The organism is Olivibacter sp. 47 (assembly GCF_030372825.1).
GTDB lineage: Bacteria > Bacteroidota > Bacteroidia > Sphingobacteriales > Sphingobacteriaceae > Olivibacter > Olivibacter oleidegradans.
Map to the genome: position 1 here is coordinate 1,338,575 of NZ_JAUCNR010000001.1, position 19,413 is coordinate 1,357,987.

Annotated in this window: 20 protein-coding genes; 7 read left to right on the plus strand and 13 right to left on the minus strand. The window is 39.8% G+C overall.

Going from position 1 to position 19,413, the window contains the following annotated elements; all coding sequences use genetic code 11:
- Positions 1-7: 7 nt before the first annotated feature.
- The 9 genes from uppS to ubiE all read right to left on the minus strand — a co-directional run bounded on the left by uppS (position 8) and on the right by ubiE (position 7,614).
- A complete protein-coding gene (uppS, locus tag QT327_RS05945) occupies positions 8-748 on the minus strand; it encodes an undecaprenyl pyrophosphate synthase (protein WP_013668388.1) in 741 nt (246 codons plus the stop codon).
- Between the two features lie 7 nt (positions 749-755).
- A complete protein-coding gene (gene porG / locus QT327_RS05950) occupies positions 756-1,571 on the minus strand; it encodes a type IX secretion system protein PorG (protein ID WP_165446991.1) in 816 nt (271 codons plus the stop codon).
- Between the two features lie 286 nt (positions 1,572-1,857).
- Positions 1,858-2,748, minus strand: a complete 891-nt coding sequence (locus QT327_RS05955; protein ID WP_289552348.1) for an NAD kinase — start codon at positions 2,746-2,748, stop codon at positions 1,858-1,860.
- 88 nt (positions 2,749-2,836) lie between these two features.
- Positions 2,837-3,502 (minus strand): CBS domain-containing protein, encoded by a 666-nt coding sequence (locus tag QT327_RS05960; protein ID WP_013668391.1) that lies wholly within the window; start codon positions 3,500-3,502, stop codon positions 2,837-2,839.
- A 141-nt stretch (positions 3,503-3,643) separates the two neighbouring features.
- Positions 3,644-4,405 (minus strand): alpha/beta fold hydrolase, encoded by a 762-nt coding sequence (locus tag QT327_RS05965; RefSeq protein ID WP_013668392.1) that lies wholly within the window; start codon positions 4,403-4,405, stop codon positions 3,644-3,646.
- Positions 4,406-4,463: 58 nt separating this feature from the next.
- Positions 4,464-4,919 (minus strand): GatB/YqeY domain-containing protein, encoded by a 456-nt coding sequence (locus QT327_RS05970; RefSeq protein WP_289552349.1) that lies wholly within the window; start codon positions 4,917-4,919, stop codon positions 4,464-4,466.
- Positions 4,920-5,145: 226 nt separating this feature from the next.
- Positions 5,146-5,913: an SDR family oxidoreductase gene (locus tag QT327_RS05975; RefSeq protein WP_013668394.1), complete on the minus strand. Its 768-nt coding sequence runs from the start codon at positions 5,911-5,913 to the stop codon at positions 5,146-5,148.
- Positions 5,914-6,055: 142 nt separating this feature from the next.
- Positions 6,056-6,883, minus strand: coding sequence for a hypothetical protein (locus QT327_RS05980; protein WP_289552350.1), 828 nt, complete (start codon positions 6,881-6,883; stop codon positions 6,056-6,058).
- Complete coding sequence (gene ubiE, locus QT327_RS05985) at positions 6,880-7,614, minus strand: bifunctional demethylmenaquinone methyltransferase/2-methoxy-6-polyprenyl-1,4-benzoquinol methylase UbiE (protein ID WP_289552351.1); 735 nt, start codon at positions 7,612-7,614, stop codon at positions 6,880-6,882. Before ubiE ends, QT327_RS05980 begins: the two co-directional genes overlap by 4 nt.
- A gap of 333 nt (positions 7,615-7,947) precedes the next feature.
- Here ubiE and yihA point away from each other — a divergent pair, with 333 nt between their 5' ends.
- From yihA to QT327_RS06010, 5 genes are all read left to right on the plus strand, one after another.
- Positions 7,948-8,550 (plus strand): ribosome biogenesis GTP-binding protein YihA/YsxC, encoded by a 603-nt coding sequence (yihA, locus tag QT327_RS05990; protein ID WP_041387796.1) that lies wholly within the window; start codon positions 7,948-7,950, stop codon positions 8,548-8,550.
- A gap of 63 nt (positions 8,551-8,613) precedes the next feature.
- Positions 8,614-9,468 (plus strand): UbiA-like polyprenyltransferase, encoded by an 855-nt coding sequence (locus tag QT327_RS05995; RefSeq protein WP_289552353.1) that lies wholly within the window; start codon positions 8,614-8,616, stop codon positions 9,466-9,468.
- Positions 9,469-9,879: 411 nt separating this feature from the next.
- Entirely contained in the window at positions 9,880-10,716 is an 837-nt protein-coding gene (locus QT327_RS06000; RefSeq protein ID WP_289552354.1) for a hypothetical protein, read from the plus strand.
- Positions 10,717-10,770: 54 nt separating this feature from the next.
- Complete coding sequence (locus QT327_RS06005; protein ID WP_130856464.1) at positions 10,771-12,492, plus strand: M3 family oligoendopeptidase; 1,722 nt, start codon at positions 10,771-10,773, stop codon at positions 12,490-12,492.
- The gene (locus QT327_RS06010; RefSeq protein ID WP_013668402.1) at positions 12,476-13,072 is read left to right on the plus strand and encodes an LOG family protein; all 597 of its coding nucleotides are present in this window, start codon (positions 12,476-12,478) and stop codon (positions 13,070-13,072) included. Before QT327_RS06005 ends, QT327_RS06010 begins: the two co-directional genes overlap by 17 nt.
- Positions 13,073-13,156: 84 nt before the next feature.
- Here QT327_RS06010 and QT327_RS06015 read toward each other — a convergent pair whose 3' ends face one another.
- The 3 genes from QT327_RS06015 to QT327_RS06025 form a co-directional block, all read right to left on the minus strand.
- Positions 13,157-13,813 carry an HAD family hydrolase gene (locus QT327_RS06015; protein ID WP_130856463.1) on the minus strand — a complete coding sequence of 219 codons (657 nt, stop codon included), beginning with the start codon at positions 13,811-13,813 and terminating at the stop codon, positions 13,157-13,159.
- Positions 13,814-13,916: 103 nt separating this feature from the next.
- Entirely contained in the window at positions 13,917-15,974 is a 2,058-nt protein-coding gene (locus QT327_RS06020) for a dipeptidyl-peptidase 3 family protein (RefSeq protein WP_130856462.1), read from the minus strand.
- A gap of 102 nt (positions 15,975-16,076) precedes the next feature.
- Positions 16,077-16,202, minus strand: coding sequence for a hypothetical protein (locus tag QT327_RS06025; RefSeq protein WP_289552355.1), 126 nt, complete (start codon positions 16,200-16,202; stop codon positions 16,077-16,079).
- Positions 16,203-16,231: 29 nt separating this feature from the next.
- Here QT327_RS06025 and QT327_RS06030 point away from each other — a divergent pair, with 29 nt between their 5' ends.
- Positions 16,232-16,942: a hypothetical protein gene (locus QT327_RS06030; RefSeq protein ID WP_013668405.1), complete on the plus strand. Its 711-nt coding sequence runs from the start codon at positions 16,232-16,234 to the stop codon at positions 16,940-16,942.
- A 249-nt stretch (positions 16,943-17,191) separates the two neighbouring features.
- On the opposite strand, the gene serS is transcribed toward QT327_RS06030, so the two are convergent.
- The gene (serS, locus tag QT327_RS06035) at positions 17,192-18,463 is read right to left on the minus strand and encodes a serine--tRNA ligase (protein WP_013668406.1); all 1,272 of its coding nucleotides are present in this window, start codon (positions 18,461-18,463) and stop codon (positions 17,192-17,194) included.
- Positions 18,464-18,686: 223 nt separating this feature from the next.
- On the opposite strand from serS, the gene rsmI reads away from it, so the two are divergent.
- Positions 18,687-19,352: a 16S rRNA (cytidine(1402)-2'-O)-methyltransferase gene (rsmI, locus tag QT327_RS06040; protein ID WP_013668407.1), complete on the plus strand. Its 666-nt coding sequence runs from the start codon at positions 18,687-18,689 to the stop codon at positions 19,350-19,352.
- Positions 19,353-19,413: the final 61 nt, after the last annotated feature.

Below are 19,413 nucleotides of genomic sequence, written 5' to 3' on the forward strand. Positions count from 1 at the left end.
AAAATACTTATTTTAATTGTTCGCTGGTTAAGCCGAATCTGCGCTCTCGATTTTGAAACTCAACAATAGCGGCATACAGGTCATCCCTTCTAAAATCCGGCCATAATTTACTGGTAAAATACAATTCAGCGTAAGCTAATTGCCATAGTAAGTAATTACTGATGCGCTGTTCTCCGCTTGTGCGGATCATAAGTTCGGGATCAGGTAGAGGATAAGAATTAAGATGCTGAGCAAACAAGGCTTCGTCGATATCGTCAGCTTTCAATAAACCCTGTTGAACAGACTGTGCTATTTTTTTTGCTGCGTCTGCAATCTCCCAGCGGGAACTGTAGCTCAAGGCCAGCGTCAACGTACATTTGGTATTGGACGCCGTTTCTTCCATACACTGTTTCAAGTGCGCTAACGCTTTAGCAGGCAACAGATCGAGATTTCCGATCGCGTTTAGCTTCACGCCATTTGCCATCAATCGTTTTGTTTCTTTACCAATTGAAGACACTAACAACTCCATAAGGGCGGCCACCTCCAATTTCGGGCGGTTCCAGTTTTCAGCAGAAAATGTATATAGGGTTAAATAAGGCACACCGATTTCCACAGCACCTTCTAAAACATCTCGCACCGAGTCCACACCACGTTTATGGCCAAACACTCTCAACTTACCGCGTTCTTTTGCCCAGCGTCCATTTCCATCCATAATGATGGCTATATGTCGCGGCAACTTACTGCGATCTATCAGTTCAACATTAGTCATCGTAAAGCTAATTCTTCTTTATATAAACAGGACATCCTGCCCTAAATATCGCATATGTTACCGTAAAGGTGGCTAACATATACGTGTCTTTTTGTCGGCCATCACCTCGCTGCGTTCCCACGAGCATTTGCTGCGATGGATCAATAAAATACAGCCGTTGATTGAGCTCTTCATCCCCCAACCTGTTTCTTCCCGGCACCCAATCAAATCCATTTATGTAATCTCCACTTATATCATCTATGTAATCGGTAAATGCTATGCGATATCCCAACTCCACTCCAATTGTCCAGGGCCCGCGCAGATTATAACGAAACCCTACGCCAAAGGGAATACTAAGCGCATACCTTTTGTAATCAACACCTTCCGTTTGATAATCGTGTAGATTTACTAATTCTCCGTCAAAATTATAGTTCTTTGGCTGAAAATGAAAACCTCCAATACCCGCAAACAGATAAGGAGTATAAGAAACCCGACCATACGACGGTTCAAATTTAAAAAAATTAAACTCACCTACTAGCGATGCCTCATATATTGGTGATTTAAAATACAGTTGCTGCTGTCTTACAAATTCGTTGGAATTGGAAGCTCCATCACCCTGTGTATTGGCGCGAAGAAAATTAAACCGCACTGCCCAATTTCTGCTTAGGTTTTTTCTCACGAGTAAACCAAGCGTCCAGTCATTTAACTTAAGCGGATTAGTAGGATTCAATTCTCCCATATAACCTGACATGCCCCCACTAAGCCCAAACTCCCAGTCCTGAGATCTTCCTACATTTGTCACAAGAAGCATAACCGCAACTAGCAGCGATGTATTTTTTAGCATAACGTGCATGCATCTTCAATAAAGGTGGTAAAGATAAGAGAAATTTTATATAAGCGGTTAGGTTTTAGCTATTAGTTATTGAGCGGTTATTAGTTATTGAGTGGTCCATGACATCTTCAGCCTTCAGCAATCGGCACTGTCTGTTTTAGTTACGCACGGTACTTATTCCCCATTGGCTCATTAACCGGCTGTCAGCTTTCGTTCGCATTGGACCCTCATTATCACATTAGTAATTATCATATTGACTAATTAATAAGTTTCTTACTCAACTACGTTACTATTTTCACTAATAGTTCCTCGTGTCCAGCCCCCACAAAAGTTTATGGCGTATGGTACTAAAAAAACTTTCTTGCTTTAGCCGAATCAGATTAACAGCATAATCGGCCTTCCGTATATGGATCGCTGCCCCGGTATTAACCGTTTCAGTTGTTGAATCATAAGAAAACAAAAAAGAGTCGCTTCTGCTTTCGACTTCGATACGGATCGTGCTACTGTCTGATACCACGATAGGTCTGACATTTAGGTTATGAGGTGAAATAGGTGTAATGATAAAGTTTCCCGAGCCGGGCATTACAATTGGCCCACCGCAGCTCAATGAATATGCAGTAGAACCCGTCGGAGTCGCGATGATAAGTCCATCCGCCCAATAAGCATTTAACAGTTCGTTATTTACATAAGCATGAACCGTTATCATAGCAGAGCTATCTTTTTTAATGATTGTAATATCATTTAAAGCAAAAGCTAATTGCCTCCCATCCGGTTCCTGCCCATTACCTTTATAGGTAGCGAGCAAGACCCTCTTTTCGATATCATAATTCCCGCTAAGCAGTTGGGCAAGCGCATGTTCAATTTTGTCTTTATTGATACTTGCCAAAAAACCAAGTCGCCCAAAATTTATACCGGTCACCGGAATACCGCTATCACCGATAATGGAAACGGCTGCCAACATGGTTCCGTCACCGCCAAGGCTCAACATAAACCGGGTATCACCGGGAAGGTCTGTATAAGAATAAAAGGAGTGGGTTTCCTTCCTCCAAGCTATTTTATCGGCTAAAAATTCATTGAAAGGTTGATATACCCATATTTCGATATCTTCTGCTGCTAAAAGATCGAACAACGCTTGTACATATTGAATGACAGCATTCTGAAACTCTCTTCCGTATATAGCTATTTTCATTAAAATAATTTATTCTTAACGGAGATGAAGCTTTGATCGCATGAGGCGGTCGGCTGTGTCATATCGTCTGTCTGTTTCATCCGTAAAATCATAAATCCAGGTACCTCATTAACTGATCATACCGATCCCGGGTAGAGTCGTAGCCTCTCTTATCATTATAAATTCCCTTGACGATATAATCGTGCCTTAAAAACGCTGCCACAATAGAAGATATATCCGTTCTATTTAATTTCAATGTGATTTCAAGCCGCGTTGAGTCAGGAAAGCTTCTGACACTTGAACTGAGAATCTGGGTATTATCTGATTCGATAATTTGTGATATATGGGACAATGAGTTATCTCTATTTCCTATTTCCAACACAATGATTCCGCCTTCTGCATCGGACGCCATGTTTTCTGCCAGGAAATCTGTTAGATTTTTCAACGTAATCACACCTTTGTACTGCTGTTGTTCATCCACAATCGGCAATATATCCAAGCTATGTGCATGAAAAAGACGTAGCGCGTCATAAACGTGTTGATTTTCGAAGGCAAAAATCAGTTTTAAGGCATGCTTGGATGCAACCGCTTCCAAGCGCATCTCTCCCACATGCTCCAAAAGATCATCTTCAATAACCAAACCCAAGTAAGCGTTATTCTGCACTACAGGAAGTTGCGACACTTTATATTCAGTCATTCTATCCAAAAGAAATTGTAAGGTATCTTCCGGGCGGACTGGAAATATGTCGTTTTTTATGATTTCACCTGTAGTCATCGTTGCTTTTACTTTTTTAGTTAATCGGGTAATGAGTGCTGCAATTTCTCATCGCGCGAGTCATCAATAACTATTTATATATACGATAAAAACAACGTTTGGTTTAATCCCTTATCAAAAAAGAGGTCTTTTTGATAATACCTATGCATCCAGTTTATTCAAAAATGCTTTTAAGTGTTGATTAAACTGCAAAGGTTGTTCCATCATTGGAGCATGGCCACACTGATCGATCCAGGTCAATTCAGCATTGGGCAGTTTTTCTAAAAATTCCTCAGCTACTTCCGGCGGCGTAATTTTATCATTTTTCCCCCAAATTAAGCCTACTCGGATTTTAATATTTGGCAATTCCTTGGCCATATTATGCCGAATTGCCGATTTAGCCATAGCGATTGTTTTAATGACTCGCTCTTTATTATTTACGGTTTCGAAAACTTCATCTACTAGTTCCTTAGTAGCTATTTTTGGATCGTAAAAGGTAAACTCTACCTTTTCCTTTATATAATCGTAGCTTTCCCTTCTGGGAAATGAGCCGCCAAATGAATTTTCATATAATCCTGAGCTTCCCGTCAATACCAGCGCTTTCACTTTATTTTGGTGCTCCGCGACATACATGAGAGCCACATGGCCTCCTAAAGAATTACCGATTAGTACAAAATTGTTTAACTTGAGGTGGTTAACAAATTTTTCAAACCATTTTGTTAAACTTTTAACACCCGTTGAGATTATCGGCATATCGTATATCGGCAACATGGGGATGATCACTCTATGGGTCTCTTTCAATTCGCTAACTGTATCTTCCCAGTTACTTAAGGCTCCCATTAAACCATGGAGCATAAGCACCACTTCTCCTGTACCTTCATCTATATATTTAAAACCCTTATCTTCCTTAATGGTCAACTCCATATAATAATTCCTAGTATCTATATAACTTTTGATGAAATGCAATCATGTTTAGCACCTCCTATAAGGCACTTAACTGCTCCTTAACTACTTCTGCTATCGTCTTTCCATCAGCTTTGCCTGCTAAACGCTGATTAATAAGGCCCATTACTTTGCCCATATCTTTGACGCTTGTTGCACCCACCTCTTGTACTACACGTTGTACCTCTGCAACGATCTCTTCCCTACTGAGCTGTTTGGGTAAGTATTCTTCTATAACGTCCTGTTCTTCTTTTTCTATTTGATAAAGATCCTGTCTGTTTTGTTGCAAATAAATCTCAGCCGATTCTTTACGCTGCTTAACGAGTTTTTGTAGGACTTTTACCTCTGTTTCCTCCGTTAACGTTTCGGTTGCTCCTTTTTCCGTCTTCGCTAGTAAAAGAGCAGATTTAATTGCTCTCAATCCTCTCAACCGAGCCTCGTCTTTGGCTAACATAGCCGCTTTAATATCCTGATTTATCGTGTTCTCAAGAGCCATATTCATTTTATATTATGCACCTTTATGATGCGAATTATTTAACGTTTGGGATTGTTCCCTATATTATAAGCTACCGCGACATTACTTTTTGGGCAAAACTAATTATTTTACACATAAAACAGGTAAACAGGAACAAGTATTTACTTAAGATTTACCTTTCCTGCTAATCGATCAGTCTCAAAATAACCACAAAATAGCATACAATCCAAGTTTCGATAAAAATATTTTATGGCTCCTTATGGAAAAGAGTGCCGGTTGCCTGAGCCGTTGGCATTAGCAATAAATCATTTACATTTACATGGGGTGGACGGGAAGCTGCGAACCAAATAGCTTCTGCAACGTCCTCGGCAGACAAGGGAGTAAAACCTTCATATACTTTTTTAGCTCTCTCTCTATCACCTTTAAACCGAACAACGGAAAACTCAGTTTCGACTGCTCCCGGATCAACACTTGTGACCTTTATATTATACGGCAACAAATCGATTCGCATCGCTTTCGTCAAGGCATCTACTGCATGCTTTGTTGAACAGTACACGTTTCCATTTGGATAAACTTCCTTCCCGGCAATCGAACCGATATTGATGATATGTCCTGTCTTTCTCTCTTGCATAGCAGGAGCTACGGCTCTCGTAACATAAAGTAAGCCCTTCAAATTAGTATCAATCATGCGATCCCAATCGTCAGTGTTGCCTTCTTGTATCGGTTCCAATCCCTGACTCAAACCTGCATTGTTGATTAAAACATCAATAACCTTCCAATTTTCAGGCAATTCATCCCATACCTTTTGTACTAGGTTCTTATCCCGTACATCTAAACCTATTGCATGAATCTGAACGCCATATTTATTTTGTAGATCAGTAGCCATGGCATGCAACCGGTCTACCCGGCGGGATGCCAATAAAAGGTTGTACTTTTCCCTTGCAAATATTTCCGCGCAGGCAAAACCAATTCCCGAGCTTGCACCTGTTATAAAGACCGTCTTCATTCCTAACATGTTATTTTTATCGTGTTATACTGCTCAAGGTAAACACGATATTTTTAAATGAATTCCTTCTGTTTTGTTCTTTTATCTATGTAAGCCCATCTCCTTTTATGCTTTCTGAAATCACTCCCTCATAAAAGACTCGTTCAGCCAACTACTCAAATATCAAACTGAATTGGATACTTCTTAGCGATAGTTTATCAAGTGGTTCCATAAAAGGATTGGATAAGTTCTTCCATTTTTTATCGAGAATGCTATTCATGGTTTGCGACCATTTTAACTCTGCCGACATCTTGAAGTACTCAAAAAACAAATCGACACCTACCCCCGCTTCATATGAAAAATAATAAGGTTTTACAATAAGGGGCATGAATTCCGGACGATTTTCTGTAAGCTCGTTATAGTATTTGTTCCGTCCTATATTTCTACTGAATTTTGCACCTCCAACAAGGTAGCCCCGATATTTATCTTCGCCGTAGATCTTTTTCATATCCGATTTAAACTTAAATAGAACAGGCATTTCAAATGCAAAAAAATTCTTATCTAAGCTGTTACCGCTTGCATTAGGGTTGGGTTCCTCTTTATGATATTTAGATATCGTAACCCGTTCGCCTGTGGCTTCGTCCAAAAACGTATAGTCCAACGACTGATTAGCGAATATCAAATATGTGGGCCTGACAATAAAATTTGCATTCCCACCAATCCGTACATCAATTGGGATGCCGAAGCCTACTCCGCCCATGGCGGCAGGCGTTTTTAACCCTACCAACCTTCTTCCCGGAACACCACCATTGGATGATTGCCAATGGGCATTTTTTGTGGCCTTATAATAAGAAGTCTGATAGGTAAAGAAAAAGCCGAGATGAAGTATCTGATCTTCATCGTACTCGCCGCTAAAAGGTAAAGTCATTCTTTTTTGCGCACTCGCAACAAAAGAAAAAACGAGCATAACGCCCAATGCAATACCTTTTTTTATCATCATTTTGTGCCTATATAAATGCTACAAATACCGAAAGTTTGCGGTCTACATACTGTTTTTGAAAAACCTACTCGATCAAGAATTGTTGTAAACCGCTCTCCATCCGGAAATTGTACAACTGACTCCGGCAAATAGCTATAAGCTTCCCGATCTTTGGAGAACAATCTTCCGAAGAAAGGCATGAGTGTCCTGGAATAAACACTGTAAAGTTCCTTCATGGGAAAAGTTTTTGGATTTGAAAATTCCAATATAACCGCTTTCCCTCCCGGCCTTAACACGCGACAAATATCAGCAAGACCTTTTTCCAGGTTTTCAAAATTGCGAACGCCAAAAGCGACCGTAACGGCATCGAATGATCCATCATCAAAAGGCAAACCCTCTGAATCTCCCAGCACTACTTCAAATTTATTGCCCACACCTCGCTTTGCGATTTTCTCCTTGGCAACCGCTAACATCCCTTCAGAAATATCGACTCCGACTATTTTATCAGGCTTCAGTATATTAATAGCCTCAAATGCAAAATCACCCGTCCCGGTAGCTACATCCAATATTTTTTTAGGTTGCAATTGGCGAAGCGACCTAATCGCCTTTTTTCGCCATATGATATCAATACCAAAAGATAAAAAGTGATTGAGGAAATCGTAGGTCTTCGATATATTATTGAACATGGTAGCGACCTGTTGTTTCTTGCCTACCTTGTCATCTTTATATGGGGTAATTGTGTTTGAATCCATGCGTACGCAAACTTATACAAAATTGCGTTCTTCGCCAAGGGTCTCTATGTAATAATCGTTGTGAGTGGTCGACTAGCGTTGCAGACATAATTTGTCATGTCTTATGCCGAGTATCCTATCCCTTTTAATGGTATCAAGACAAAAGTATCAGGTATTAGGACAAAAGTATCAGTTACCAAGACAGGGTTACATTTTTCTGCCGCTTTCCTGTGACTGTTATTCTGTATCTTATGTCTTATGTCCTGTATCCTATCCCTTGTCTGTTATCAACCATTTCCCTACTCAACTATTTACGGCTTAAAACGTACAACTAAAATGCTATCTTTGCCTATTATGATCATAAAAAGTGCTGAATTTGTTTGTAGCAACACAAGGATAGATAAGCTTCCTCCTCCTACGATTCCTGAATACGCCTTTATAGGACGTTCAAATGTGGGAAAATCTTCATTGATCAATGCGTTAACTCAGCATAAAGGTTTAGCAAAAACTTCGCAAACACCCGGAAAAACGCAGTTAATAAACCATTTTTTAGTTAACAAGGAGTGGTTTTTGGTAGATTTACCGGGGTACGGTTATGCAAAAACCTCTAAAACAAATCGCAGCGAATGGGAAAAATTTATAAAAAAATACCTATTTAACCGGGAGAATCTACAATGTGTGTTCGTACTGATAGACAGCAGATTAACACCACAAAAAAATGATTTGGATTTTTGCTGTTTGTTGGGAGAAAAAGGCATTCCTTTTATTCTTATTTTTACCAAGGCTGATAAACAGTCTAAAATAAAATCGGAACATAATATAGAACTGTTTCGTAAGGCTCTTTTAACTTGGTTTGAAGAAGTTCCACCACATATACTCACCTCGTCCGAAACCCGAAATGGGTGCGACGAAGTACTTGGTTTAATTGACGAAGTTAATCAGAGATTCACCGTTTAATATCATCGATATAAACATAAGCTGACATCAGCCGGTGCGTAGCACGCCGTTACAATTACACAAATGAAAAAATATCTATCGCTTGTTCTTTTTGCACATAGCATTTTTGCGATGCCCTTTGCTTTTATTGGTTTCTTTTTAGCCATTCACACAACCAATTATACGTTCAATTGGTTGTTACTGTTACTGATGTTGATCTGTATGGTTTCAGCGCGTAATGCCGCTATGGCCTTTAATCGTTATCTAGACAGGGATATTGATGCGCTTAATCCCCGCACAGCTATGCGTGATATTCCAGCAGGCCGTATAAGTGCAAAGAGCGCACTAATTTTCACCACCATAAACTGCATTATTTTTGTAATAGCCACCTATTTTATTAATCCTGTTTGCTTTTACCTCTCGCCTGTAGCACTATTTGTTGTATTGTTTTATAGCTATACCAAACGTATAACGCCTCTGTGCCATTTGGTATTGGGATTAGGTCTAGGTTTAGCTCCTCTCGGTGCTTATTTGGTTGTAACGGGCAGCTTCAATATCGTACCGGTGTTATATGCGTTCTCTGTACTCTTCTGGGTAAGTGGTTTTGACATTATCTACGCTTTACAGGATGAAGAATTTGATCGAAGCCATCATTTAAACTCGATACCGGCTTACTTTGGCAAGAAGGGTGCATTACGTATATCCGAAGTTTTACATATACTATCGGCTTGTTGCGTAATCATCCCTATGTTTTATCTACATTTAAGTTGGTTCTATATTATAGGTGTTCTTTTTTATTGTTCGCTACTCGTCTATCAACATCTTATCGTAAGTCCTACCGACTTACGACGAGTTAATCGGGCGTTTATGACCACCAATGGGATTGCCTCCGTTATTTTTGCTATGTTCTTTTTATTGGATATTTATTTCTATGGTTAAGCCTTTACTAAAAAGGTGCTATTATTAATATGACAGTAGACACAATGGAAAAAGAGTAAGTGTTTGCACTACTCGATGCTTTTCCAGTCAAAAGCAAATAAAAGCCCTGCTTAAATAGATGTCCTGGGAGATCCCTTTTTCATCCGTCTTCCATTCCTATGATATTCCTGTAACATCCGTACTATATACGTTCTATAGAAAAGCAATGAAATACGGATGGATAGCGGAGGTATACCGAATGATAGGTGGATATGACGTGGACTAAAGGTGGATTTCACGTGGACTTGACGTGGATTCAAACATTGAAAAAATCTGATGTAATAATTGAAATCAGGAAGCTTTTAGGTGTTGGTAGGAATACTTTGCAAATTTACGAAAAATATTGTAAAATGCCGGCTAATTGGTAATACTATGGCAAAACAAACAAGTGATATTACCCTTAGCGGAAAATTAGGTGATCATGTTCATTATCATCGTAACGGCAAGCACTTTACAAAAAGGGCCTCCACTAAGCCCCATAATTTTTCACCAAGAAGTGTTGCGGCCCAAGAAACTTTCGGTTTGGGCAGCGCCGTAGGGAAGCAGTTAAAAATAGCTTTAAAGCCTGTTTTAGATGAATATAAATATGATGGTATACACAATAGATTAACTGAGGTTTGCAAACAAATTTTCAGAAAGGGGCCGATACATCCATCAGAAACTAAAAGATTCGAAGACTATAATATTAAAATGCTGCTCGGTTTGAACTTAAACAGGCACACAGCTATTGAATCACTGATATATAAAAACCCGTTAGAACTCCTTTATAGCCCTACAGGAGAAATAAAGATCATGGTAAATGAGCATAATCCAACGGAGGTTTTTCCGAACCATTTAAAGATGTATGCAGCTTCAATCAGATTTCTTTTTTTAATCATTGACTTAGAAAAACCATCTCATACCCACCATCAAACACAGGAGATCATAATCCCGTTAAATCAATCGCACTTTGCGAAAATACAGGGAAGTGTACACCTAGGATCAGTGGATAATAAACTGTTAATGTGTTGTACACAACTTAGATATTATGGCAATGCAGACTGCCATTCCTATTCAAACAATAAAAAGTTGGTCGCTGCAGCGATTACAGCCATTGAATACATTAAAAACGGAGCTTTTGTCTCCTATCCTCCATTTAATCAACATGAAGCTAAGCCTTTAGCCAATAAGGGCGTACCGCTTAATACAATCGCTATAAAATGGGAATAAGGGACAAAGAAATTAATGTCCTTTCCACTTCAAACGTTATTCATAAAAAGATATATGCAGACACCAAATAAAATTAACCGTCGATTTGTATCACAAGATTTGCCCATCTTATGGGAAAATCTGAATCCTTTGTTTCAAGACTTACAAAATCGATCCATTGATTCCAAAGAGGCATTGGAACAATGGATGCTTGACCGTAGTGAATTAGAAGCAGTTTTGGAAGAAGATTTCGCTTGGCGTTATATCCGTATGACATGCGATACAACAGATGAGAAATTACTTCAAGATTTTCAATATTTCGCTACCGAGATTGAGCCGAAAATAGCACCCATTGCCAATTTATTAAATAAAAAACTTATAGAATCCCCCTTTGTAAAGGAATTGGATCAAGAAAAGTATTTTATCTATTTGAGGGGGGTTAAGAAAGCGTTGGAAATATTTAGAGAGGAAAACATCCCACTTTTAACCGAATTGCAGGTGGAACAGCAAAAATATCAATCCATCACCGGAAATATGGAGGTGGAAGTTGATGGCAAAAGTTATACGCTTCCCCAAGCGGCCACATTTTTAAAGGCTACTAACCGGCAAAAACGGGTAGAGGTTTGGCAGCGTATAAACAACAGGCGCCTACAAGATAAAGATCAGTTGAATAGTCTTTTTAACCGTTTACTGAAGCTAAGACACCAAGTAGCGCTGAATGCCGGTTTTGAAAATTATCGCGATTATATGTTTCAGTCCCTAGGTCGTTTTGACTATACTCCTCAAGACTGTTATGCCTTCCATGCAGCAATCGAAAAAGAAGTGGTTCCGCTTTTGCTAGAAAAAGCAGAAATACGTAGAAATGCGCTTCAGATTAACGAGCTAAAGCCGTGGGATCTGGAAGTGGATATTACGGGAAAACCAGCGCTTAAACCTTTTGATAACGGACAAGAACTGATCGAAAAAACCGCTGCTTGTTTCAACCGATTAGATCCATCTATCGGCAAATACATCGAAATTATGCAAGCACGTGAACTTTTTGATGTGGAAAGCAGAAAAGGGAAAGCTCCCGGTGGCTATAACTATCCCTTAGCGGAAAGCGGTGCTCCGTTTATTTTTATGAATTCGGCCAACACATTCAGAGATTTAACAACTATGGTCCATGAGGGGGGGCATGCTTTGCATACCTTTCTAACTGCCGACTTAGAACTGAACGACTTCAAGCACCTTACCAGTGAGATTGCCGAACTAGCATCCATGAGCATGGAGCTCATTTCGATGGATTACTGGGATTCGTTCTTCGAAAACCATGAGGATCTCGTACGCGCCAAACGAGAACAACTGGAAGATGTATTGAAAACCTTACCTTGGGTGGCTACCGTTGATCAATTCCAGCATTGGCTCTATACTAATCCCGACCATACAGAGGAACAACGGGCTATCGCATGGAATGAGATTTTTGATCGCTTTGGCCATAATTTCGCGAACTGGGACGGCCAAGAGGAGGCAAAATCGTTCCTTTGGCAAAAGCAGCTGCATATCTACGAGGTACCGTTCTATTATATTGAATATGGTATGGCTCAATTGGGAGCGATTGCTGTATGGAAAAATTATAAGGAAAACCCTGAATTAGGTTTAAGGCAATACATAGATGCCCTTAAACTGGGGTACACGAAAACAATTCCCGAAATTTATCAAACGGCTGGAATTGCCTTCGATTTCAGCCAAACTTACATAAAAGAGCTGATACAATTTGTGAAAGCAGAATTGGAAAAATTATATGAAGAACAACATTAAGAGTATTACCGTATTTTGCGGATCTAGTAACGGACTGAAAAGCAGTTACATGGAACAAGCCTTTTTACTTGGCGAAACGTTAGCGCAAAAGGGTATTCAACTTGTATATGGTGGCGCTAAAGTAGGCTTAATGGGAGCCGTTGCGGATGGCGCGTTGAGCAAGAAGGGCAGAGTCGTCGGTATCATACCTGATTTTCTAAAAAAGAAGGAGTTGGCACATGGAGGTATTACCGAACTGCATATCGTTGAAACCATGCATCAACGTAAAACAAAGATGCATGATCTGTCTGATGGTTTTATAGCGTTGCCGGGAGGTTTTGGAACCATGGAAGAGCTGTTTGAAATTATTACCTGGGCCCAACTTGGCCTACATAAAAAGCCCATCGGGCTGCTCAACACAGATAGCTTTTATGACCACCTCGTCTTATTGCTCGATCAAATGGTCAATAACGGCCTCTTAAAGGAAAGCAATCGTAATATGTTATTGGTTAATCAGGATATTGATACGCTGATTGAGCAGATGTATTCGTATGAAGCTCCCGCTGTAGGCAAGTGGATCAGCAGTGAGGAAGAAGTGTAGTTAAATGTAGCAGCGGCACGAACTGTAGCAACATCAATAAGAGAGAGCGTGCTCGTGCTGCTGCCACTGTTACTATTTAACAAGCTAGCGAAATAACCGATCGAGAGTCTCCAGGTCAATATCGTGGTAATTGCGGATATAGTAGTCACAGGGTGGTAGTTCTTCTTTGGTATGAGAAGAAAGAACTCCAACAACCTTCATGCCTGCATTGACCGCTGCCGTCACGCCCGAAAATGAATCTTCAAAAACAACACAGCCCGTTGGTAATACCTGCAAATTTTTCGCCGATTTTAAATATACTTCGGGATTAGGCTTATGCTTTTCTACATCCTCGCTGCTTAATACCGATTCCATTTGAGGCGCGAATGCTAACTTGTCCAAAATAAGCTCGAGATTTAAGTAAGGCGCCGAAGTAGCCACCCCGGTTTTATATCCTGCATCTTTCAAGCTCGACAAAAAACTCAGAAATCCTGGTATAGGGTCAATATGATTGGCATAAATGGTTCTGAATAACAATTCCTTTTCGTCCTCCAGTTCTTTCACCTCCTCATCACTAAGCTCTTTTTTTAGAAAATACTTCATGATATAGCTATTATGCTTACCATATATATGATCTATGAATTCCTGTTCGGTATACGGAATTGATCTTTTATCAAAAAATTGCTTAAACGCTTCTGCATGATATGGGTTGGTATGACAAATGACTCCATCCATATCGAAAATTACGGCTCGATGATTCATGTCGCAAAGATAGTGATAAAGGTATAAGGTGAAAAGCCTAATCCTTACACCCCATACTGTACTCCCTAGACCTTACACCCTATACCGTACTTCTCGCACCGTTCTAATTCTTTATCGGTAAGAAGCCATACGTTTTCCCATATTCCAACATTTGTTCGTAAAAAGAAGTGGGATATTCGATTTTAACATCCGTTATTCGTCCATCTTCTTCTATTGCAATCAATTTTGGCTGTATGAAGCCCTTGTACGGCTTGAGATTTAATTTCGCATACCGCTCCAACACTTCTTTATGCAGCGCTTGATCAACCTTCACGCCGTAGTTTTCAACGAGATTTTTACCCGCTTCATAATCACCTTCGGATTTAATGCGTTGGATTTCTCTTAGCAGCTCGCCAAACAAAGTACGCAATTTTTCATAATCATTGATCTGCACATAGGTTTTACCGTTAGCTTTGATGAATTCAACAACTTTATCATTCTTCCCGCGCTCATATACCCAGTAAGCATTCAACGCGCGATTGCGCATGTGGGCTTCTTCTATATTATCACCTAACTTTAGCCGTGTCAACTGCGTCATTAAACCGTTCATCATATAGTTATCGTATTCGGCTTTCCCGACCTCTAAAGAAGGCATAACGCCTATTTCAACTAATTTAGGATCCATCACATAGTACAAGGCAACGAGATCAGCGCGAGCTTCTTCTAAGCACGAAGCATAGCTTTTCAAGGTTTTATCCGGAGTTCCAACGCCCGAATTTATCTGGCCCGAAGCGTGACCTATACATTCATGCATATCGGTATGCAAATCGCTTCCCAGGTTCCCAAATTGTTTCATACGCTCCAATTTTTTCGGATTATTAACAAACTCATCCAAGAACCCGCTGCTGGCACTACTTTCATTATAAGCATGTATGATATTGCTCAAAGACACTGACTTTGAGCCATACTCTTTGCGTAACCAGTCAGAGTTCGGTAAATTAATTCCGATAGGAGTACTAGGAGCGGCATCACCTGCTTCTACAATTGCCGTGATAGCTTTGGCACTGATTCCTTTTACTTTTTTCTTCTTGTGCTCTGCTATCAATGGTGAATTGTCTTCGAACCATTGCGCCTGATCCGCGATGGCTTTAATTCGTTTGGTACTTTCGAAATCCTTTAGGGAAAGAACGGCTTCATAGCTACCTTTCATGCCGATGGCATCGTTATAAACTTCGATAAAACCATTCGCAAAATCAATGGTAGCGGTGGTATCTTGCACCCATGCAATATTGTATTCATCCCATTTTTTTAAGTCGCCCGTTCTATAATAATCTACGAGCAACGACAGCGATTTTTTCTGTTGGTCATTTTCCGCTAATGGAATAGCTTTCTCAATCCAATGCACCATCTGCTTGATGGCTGCATCATACATGCCGCCCATTTTCCAAACACGTTCAATCAACTTGCCCGATTCTTTGGTAACTTTACTATTCAGGCCCCATTCCGGATCTTGCCCTGTATGTGGAAATGAATTGTAAAAATTTTCGACTTCCTGTTGTGTAACACCTTCATAAAAATTGTTAGACGACTGCGCGACGTGATCAATACCCTCTGTCAAGTTAACCATTTTAGACTCAAACGACGGATCAAAGATGATCTCTTTCATTTTTGCCAAAAAGGCTTCTACGGTCTCGCCTTCATTTAACGGGAGCGACTTTTCGTCGCAAGCCTTCACCAATTTAGCAAAGTAGTCAAAAGTGCAAGTAGGCACAAATTTATCGTTTGAATAATGATGATGATTCCCGTTACTGAACCAAAATTGTCCTGAATAAACCTTAAATTTCTCCCATTCATCTCCGGATTGCTCCGTTTTAGGGTTATGCCAAATGGCTTCTAACGTCTTCCTAATTGTTAAATTATACTTTCCTCTTTGATCATAGATAATATCACGACCCGAAAGTGCCGCTTGATAGAGATAATACGCGAAAGTCTTTTGTTTTAATGTAAGTTGTTCCCAGCCTGGTACCTGATAACGTAAGATTTCGAGGTCTGTGAAGGAATCGACGGAAACTTTAAACGTGTCCTTAACTGAAGTTTGCTTTTCAGAAGTATTGCAAGCGGGTAAAAGTGCGACTGCTAGTACACTAAAGAGCCAAATGCTCCGATTTTTTTTCTTCATCATATTGTGGTTCTAATTTAGCTTGTAAAGGTACTAGTTTAGGAAATAGTTAGTAGGGAAATTGTTAAGTAGTTGATTAGCCGATGAGCCAATGTGATGATGAGCTTATTGCGGGCTTAAAGCGTACTGCTTATGGCTTAGAGCATCGGCAATGGTTGAGTAGTTAGTTGCTTTTAATACAGGTAAAAAAGCTGATGGATAGCTGATTTGTATATTCGATAAATTTTTCATAACTTAAACATATAAAACCGGAGGTTAATATGTCTAAATTAAATGCCGATTGGTTTATCGAAATTCCCTTGGATTTTGAATACAAGAAATATCACCTTTTAGCCTATCTTAAAGAAATCAACCATCATTTCCACAAAAACAGGCTATATCCTAACTTAAATGATTTGGTCTTTCATTATAATAATTTACAAAAGTTCAAGAAGGATAAGACAACACTGCAAGATTCTTTTCCGGTGCGTTTAACCCATGCCGATACGGAAGCAGTAAAATTAACCTATGAAAAGCTAGTGAACGACGATGAATTAATGATGGAGATCGAACGCATTATCAGTTACGCTATCGTAAAGTTAGGTAGCGTCTTAAAAGAAGGAAAAGAGATTTATGATTTTGTAGAGAGCCGTTTGACCATTGAGTCGATTGGAGTAATGCCGCTTTACCCATATAATGGATATATGCTATTAAAAAACGGAGATGAGAAAGGCATTTTAGTATATGAATATCAAGTGACTTTGTTTGAAGGAAAAGACGAAAAATATCGTGGCGTTCATATGCATTACGTTACCAAATACGATCGGCATTTTCTTTACGGAACACCGGAGTCGATTCGTAAAGATCTTATACACAAACGGAAAAAGCTACCCAATCCGGCGGTTTACCATGTGGAAAGCGATATTACTTTTCCACTCGATCAGACATTGTTACCGCTGGCCAAGCGCACATTGATGAAGCATATATCTTAAGTTGTTGAGTGGTAAACTAGTTAAGATGTTTAGTGGTTAGTGGTTGATGTATTACAGTTACAGTACCAAGAAGCTATAACCAGTAACGCTTTAAATCCGTATAAGCTCATTATCACATTGGCTAATCGGCTAATTAACCACTCAACCATTTACCAGCTCTAAGCCATAAACAGTAATGCTTTAAACCCACATAAACCCATCATCCCATTGGCTAATCGGCTAATTAACCACTCAACTATTCCACTTTTCTTAATCAATCCATTCGAAACCTGTATAAGGCACAAGTACCGATGGAACTTTGATTCCTTGATCTGTTTGGTTTTCCTCCAAAATACAAGCAACAATCCTCGGAAGCGCCAAAGCACTTCCATTGAGTGTATGGGCTAAATGCATTTTCCCATCCTGTCCTTTAAATCGTGCCTTTAAACGGTTACTTTGAAAAGTTTCAAAATTAGAAACAGAAGAAACCTCCAACCATCGTTGCTGTGCGCCACTCCATACTTCCATATCATAGGTCATAGCAGAGGCAAAGCCCATATCCCCGCCACATAAGCGTAACACTCGGTACGGTAGTTGTAGCTTTTGCAACAGTGATTGCACATACTTGCTCATTTCCTCCAATACGTCATACGATTTTTCGGGGTGAACGATCTGAACCAATTCTACTTTATCAAACTGATGTAACCGGTTCAATCCTCGAACGTGTGCTCCATAGGATCCGGCTTCTCGTCTAAAACAAGGTGTATATGCCGTATTTTTTATAGGAAAATCCTCCTCCTTGAGAATCTCCCCTCTATACATATTGGTTACCGGCACCTCCGCTGTAGGAATAAGGTATAAGTCATCATCGGTTACATAATACATTTGCCCTTCTTTGTCCGGTAATTGTCCTGTTCCAAAACCCGAATCCCCATTGATTAAAATAGGTACCTGTACTTCCCGATAACCATTTTCAATTGCTTGATCCAAAAAGAAATTGATCAAAGCGCGTTGAAGTTTAGCTCCTTTTCCTTTATAAACAGGAAAACCAGCCCCACTAACCTTAACTCCTAACTCAAAATCAATGATATCATATTTGGCTGCCAATTCCCAATGTGGCAACGCATTTTCAGGTAAAACAGGCTTTTCACCGTGCTCCAATACAATTTCATTGTCTTCCGCTGTTTTACCCATGGGTACATCTTTGTAGGGGAGATTGGGTAATTGAACAATTTTCTGAAAAAACTGCTCTTCCAAAGAGCCTAACTCTTCGTTTAATACTTTTAGCTGTTCTTTGTATTCTCCTGACCGGGTTTTGATTTCTTCCGCTTCTTCTCTTTTCCCTTGACGCATTAATTCGCCAATTTGTTTCGCTGCTGCATTACCTTCCGCTGCAATGGACTCTGATCGGGTTTTGATGGAACGAATGTCTTCATCTAAACGAATGACTTCATCTACCAATTCCAATTGACCGAAATTACGCACTTGTAAGCGCTTAATCACATCCTCTCTATTCTCGCGGATATAGCTAATTTGCAACATATATTCTTATTTTTGCAGACAAAGATATTAAAAGTAAAAAGTAAAAAGTAAAAATTCAAAAACTTGGCTCCCGTAGGGATGGCCTGCCCTCCTGTAGGGATGGCAAAAAGCGAGCTCATTGATATCTTTAAAAGTAAGTAAGATATGTTCATAAAAAGCCATCGGTAGCATCCAGGTATCTCTTGACACCTCACACCCATGACTTGATCTTAATAACAGACAAATGCTTTATATCGTTCCAACACCCGTCGGCAATTTAGAAGACATGACATTCCGTGCCATACGTATTCTAAAAGAGGCTGATATCATTTTGGCTGAGGACACACGTACAAGTGCGCCTCTTCTCAAGCATTTTGGGATTGATAAAAAGGCTTATGCTCACCATCAACATAACGAGCATAAGGCCTTGAACGAGATTATTCGCTTTTTAAAAGAAGGTAAAAAAGTAGCACTCATATCCGATGCGGGAACACCCGCCATTTCTGACCCTGGTTTTCTGTTAGTCCGAGAAGCTATAAAAAATGGACTGGAAGTTTCTTGCCTTCCCGGCGCAACAGCTTTTGTTCCGGCATTGGTAAATTCGGGATTACCTACGGACAGCTTTGTCTTTGAAGGCTTTCTACCGATAAAAAAAGGCCGACAAACAAAACTCAAATCGCTCATTGACGAAGAAAGAACTACTATTTTTTACGAGTCGCCCCACCGCATTCTAAAAACCTTGGAGGAATTTAGTATATATTTCGGGAAAGACCGCTTCATTTCTGTATCACGAGAGATCAGTAAAATATACGAGGAAAATGTAAGGGGCACCATCGAAACTGTATTGACACATTTTAAAAACAATCCGATAAAAGGGGAGTTTGTAATTTGTGTGGCAGGAAAATCGTAAATTAGCATGGCTTAGTTGTGAGTAAGTTGATTAGGAAATGGGAATGGTCGAATGTAAGACT